This is a genomic window from Streptomyces sp., assembly GCF_019510245.1.
Taxonomy (GTDB): Bacteria; Actinomycetota; Actinomycetes; order Streptomycetales; family Streptomycetaceae; genus Streptomyces.
Genome location: NZ_JAEKKT010000393.1, coordinates 1 through 4,209, shown reverse-complemented (window position 1 = coordinate 4,209; position 4,209 = coordinate 1). Strand labels below are relative to the sequence as shown.

General features: G+C 70.2%; 5 protein-coding genes. 3 read left to right on the top strand and 2 right to left on the bottom strand.

Features of this window, described 5'->3' with window-relative positions; translation table 11 throughout:
- A partial coding sequence (locus tag JF597_RS52710) for a phosphatase PAP2 family protein (protein ID WP_294014047.1) occupies positions 1-659 on the bottom strand: 659 nt, incomplete at its 3' end.
- Between the two features lie 44 nt (positions 660-703).
- Positions 704-1,624, bottom strand: a complete 921-nt coding sequence (locus JF597_RS52705; protein WP_294014045.1) for an SDR family NAD(P)-dependent oxidoreductase — start codon at positions 1,622-1,624, stop codon at positions 704-706.
- A gap of 147 nt (positions 1,625-1,771) precedes the next feature.
- Here JF597_RS52705 and JF597_RS52700 point away from each other — a divergent pair, with 147 nt between their 5' ends.
- From JF597_RS52700 to JF597_RS52690, 3 genes are all read left to right on the top strand, one after another.
- Positions 1,772-2,197 (top strand): SRPBCC family protein, encoded by a 426-nt coding sequence (locus tag JF597_RS52700; RefSeq protein ID WP_294014043.1) that lies wholly within the window; start codon positions 1,772-1,774, stop codon positions 2,195-2,197.
- A 4-nt stretch (positions 2,198-2,201) separates the two neighbouring features.
- Positions 2,202-2,636, top strand: a complete 435-nt coding sequence (locus JF597_RS52695; RefSeq protein WP_294014041.1) for a MarR family transcriptional regulator — start codon at positions 2,202-2,204, stop codon at positions 2,634-2,636.
- A gap of 128 nt (positions 2,637-2,764) precedes the next feature.
- Positions 2,765-4,209: PAS domain S-box protein (locus JF597_RS52690; protein WP_294014039.1), on the top strand; the 1,445-nt coding region annotated here is incomplete at its 3' end.

Here is a 4,209-nt window from a genome sequence, read left to right as displayed (position 1 = left end):
AACTGACGAGGGCGCACCAGCGCAGGCACCGCCGCGTCGATCGTCATAGCGGCGCCGAGGACGACGGCCGCCGAGACGCCGAGGGCACCGATCGTGTCGGTGGCGTAGTGGTAGTAGTTGCGGACGAGTCCCAACGCGGCGAGCGCGGGCCAGGCGGTGAGGACGGCGACCGCCACGGCCCGCGCCGCTCCACCCAATCGGATCTGCCCGACCGCGACGAGGGCCAGCACGGCGGCCGACGCGACCCCCGTCTCGTGCCCACTGGGGAAGGCGCCGCCGCCCGCGCGCAAGAGGGCGATCGGCACGCCGGGCTGGAACAGGTAGCGGTCGATCAGCGGTTTGAGGACGTCCTCGGTGAGCCACACGGCCAGAGCGGGCCCGACCGCCGCCAGCGCCACCAGGCGCCACCGCCGCGCCACCGCGGCCAGCCCGGCCACGAGGACGATCACCGTGAGGCTCAGGGCCGGCTCGCTGAACCAGAGCAGGCGGGCGGCCGCTCCGGCGCCGATCGCAGAGACCGACCGGTGGAACGCCCAGACGTCGAACGACGTCGCACCGGCCCGGTGCAGCCACGTGCCCATCCCGGCGACGACGAGGACCGAGACCGCGATCACCGCCACCGTCGCGGCGCGCAAGCGTTCGGCGATCAGGGCGGGCACCCGGTCGATGATGACAGAGGGTCTCGCCGGTCGGGCCCGCTCGCTCAGCGCATCGACGGGAGAGTCCCGACCCAGGCAGCCGTGTCGTCCCACAACCGCGTGGCGACGGCGCGGTCCTGCGCATCCCGGCTGCACGCCGCCGGGGCACAGGCGCGGTAGTAGCCACTGGGCAGGTCGGGCGCCGTGGCGCAATGCAGCGTCGTCTGCGCGCCCTGGTCGGGTGAGAGCAGGAGTCGCCGCTCGATCGGCGCGAAGGCGCGCCGCACCGTCGAAAGCACCGGCCGTTCCTCGAGCCCCCGGTCGGCGATGTGGCTGAACACCGATCCCGGGTGCAGTGCGTACGCGCGCAGTGCTGAGTAGCGCCGCGCGAGCTCGGACGCCGAATGAACCAACGCCAGCTTGGACGTGCCGTACGCCGTCCACGAGTCGTACGGGTCGATCGGCGCGAACAGGTACGCGTTGCGGCCGCGGGCGTGCAGCTTCGACACGACGTTGACGACGCGGGCCTCGCCGGACTGCTCGGCGGTCGCCAGCAGGTGCGGCAGCAGCCGGTGGGTGAGGTGGGCCGGACCCAGGTAGTTCGTCCGCCAGTGGATCTCGTGACCGTCGGCGGTGTGACGCGGCTCGGGCCATTTGCTGCGCAGGTCGAGGTGCACACCGGCGTTGTTGATCAATACGTCCAGCCGGTCGGCGGTGCGGGCGAACCAGTCGGCGAAGCTATCGACCGAGGCGACGTCGGTGAGATCCAGCGGATGCCCCGCGACCGACCGCCGGACGCCCGAGAGGGCGCGGAGCACGGACGCGGTGTCGCTGCGCGTCGTCACGACCACGTTCGCGCCCCAGTCGGCCAGGGCCCGGGCGGTGGCGAAACCGAGGGAGCCGGCGCTGGCTCCGGTGACGACGATCGTGCGGCCGCTCAGGTCGACGGGCCGCGCACGGGCATGGCGCTCGCCGGTTCCCGCCATCTCGTCGTTCCTCCTCGCCGCGGAGTGCAGTCCTATCACGCCGACAGAGTTCGTTCCCGTCGATCATGGCCGACCGGGGGTTGCGCAGCAGGAGACGCGACGATAGTCTCTGCGTAGATAATCCGTTCACAGGCTATGGAGGCAGTCATGTGGGAGTACGAGCACGCAGTGGAGACCAGCGCCGACCCGGCGACGCTCTGGCGGTACTGGTCCGACGTCACGACCTGGACGCAGTGGAACTCGGGCGTGCGCACCGTGACCATCGACGGACCGTTCGCCGCCGGCACCACGTTCACCATGACCGCTCCGGACGGTGACCCCATCCGGATGACGCTCAGCGAGGTCGTCCCGGGCGAGCAGTTCACCGACGTCATGGACGGTGGCGACATCGTGGTCACGACCGTCCACCGCATCGAGCCGACCGGCGAGGGCCGCAGCCGGGTCGTCTACCGCACCGAGATCACCGGCTCGGCGGCCGACGTCGTCGGTCCCGAGCTCGGCCCGGCGATCACCGCCGACTTCCCCGAGGTGCTCGACGCGCTGGTGTCCGTGGCGTCCGGCGCGGAGGCCTAAACCCATGGCATCCGACCCCGACCGCAGTCCTGGGTTCTTGCTCTGGCACGTCACGCTGCGATGGCAGCGAGCGATTGCCGCTGCGTTGGGCCCGCTCGACCTCACCCACGTCCAGTTCGTCTTGCTCGCCTCGACGTGGTGGCTGAACGAGCAGGGCGCTGACCCCAACCAACTCACGTTGGCCCGGCAGGCGGGGACGGACGTGAAGATGACCTCCCAGGTGCTCGGCAAGCTCGAGGCCAAGGAGCTGCTCCGCCGCGAGGTCGACCCCGCGGACACCCGCGCGAAGCGGCTACGGGTCACTCCGGCCGGTGCCCGGTTGGCCCGGCGGGCGATCGAGGTCGTCGAGCGGGCCGACGCGGAGTTCTTCGCGCCGGTCGGCAACCAGCCGGCCCTGCTCAAGGCGCTGCGCCGCCTCGCGGCGGCCGACGACCGCTGACGGAGTGCCCTCAACGCCGGACATTGCTCGCATTACCGCCGGTTTTCCAGCGAGAAAACATCAACTGCGGTATACCGTGCGTGTAACGAGTAGGCGACACATTGTGTTCGCCGGGGGGCAGGACCGCCATGGAGCCGTCCGAAGACGTACTGAGGGGTCTACTGGCGGCCGCGCCTGACGCGTTCATAGCGGTCGACGCGGGCGGTCGGATTGTCTTCGCCAACGATCAGGCGGAGTGGCTGTTCGGATGGGACAGGTCTGAATTGCTGAACAAGCCCATCGAGGTTCTGGTGCCCCGGCGTTTTCGGGCCGGTCACCCGCACCTGCGGTCGGAGTACGTCGCGCACCCCACCAAGCGGCCCATGGGCGTGGGCTTGGAGTTGTGGTCGTGTCGGCGCGACGGTTCGGAGTTCCCGGTCGAGATCAGCTTGAGCTCGTTCAGCACCGACGACGGGATGTTGGTCGCGGCCACGATCCGGGACGCGACCGTCGCCCGGCGTCGTGAGCAGCGATTCCGGGCAGTGCTCGACGCCGCGCCGGACGCGACGATCGGCGTGAGCCTGTCGGGCCAGGTCGAGTGGATGAACGCCCAGGCCGAGCGGCTGTTCGGCTGGACGGGCGCCGAGCTGGTCGGGGCCAAGGTCGAGGTGCTCGTCCCTGGCGGAATCGACGAGAAACACGTGCAGCATCGCGCGAGCTACGCCGCCGATCCGCACCCCCGGCCCATGGGCGCCGGGTTGCAGTTGTCAGCGCTGCGGAAGGACGGCACCACCTTCGCCGCCGAGATCAGCCTGAGCACGGTCACCGACGACGAGGGCGAGCTGATGGTCCTTGCCTCCGTACGTGACATCCGTGATCGCGTCCAGCTTGAGGCCGAACGCCAACGGCGCGCTCTGGCCGAGCAGCGGGAACAGCTGCACCGCCTGGAGAGTCTCGGCCAGCTTGCCGGCGGCGTCGCGCACGACTTCAACAACCTGCTGGGGGTCATCCAGAACTACGCCACCCTGATAGAACGGCGTACCGCCGATCCGATCGCGCGGGGCGACCTGCAGGAGATCCTCGCCGCAGCACAGCGAGGGGCCAGGCTCACCGGCCAGCTGCTGACCTTCGCCCGGCGCGACGTGGTCAACCGCGAGTCCCTCGACATCAGCGTGGTCGTTACCGAGGTCGCCTCGATGCTGCGGCGCACGCTGGGTGAGGACATCGAACTGCGACTCCACGTCGAGTCCGGTCCGGTGTACGCGATCTGTGACCGCACGCAGGTGGAGCAAATCGTGATGAACCTCGCGATCAACGCGCGGGACGCGATGTCCACCGGTGGTGTGCTCACCCTCGCCACGGGCTACTCGGCCGGCTCGCCCGCGGCGGCCCAGCTCACGGTCCGCGACTGCGGGATCGGGATGACGCCGGCAGTGGCGGCGTGGGCGTTCGAACCGTTCTTCTCGACAAAGCCTCGAGGCAGCGGAACCAGCCTTGGCCTGGCCACCGTCTACGGCATCGTCCGGCAAAGCGATGGTGAGATCAGCATCGACTCCACGGAGGGCGAGGGCACCACGATTACCGTGCTGCTCCC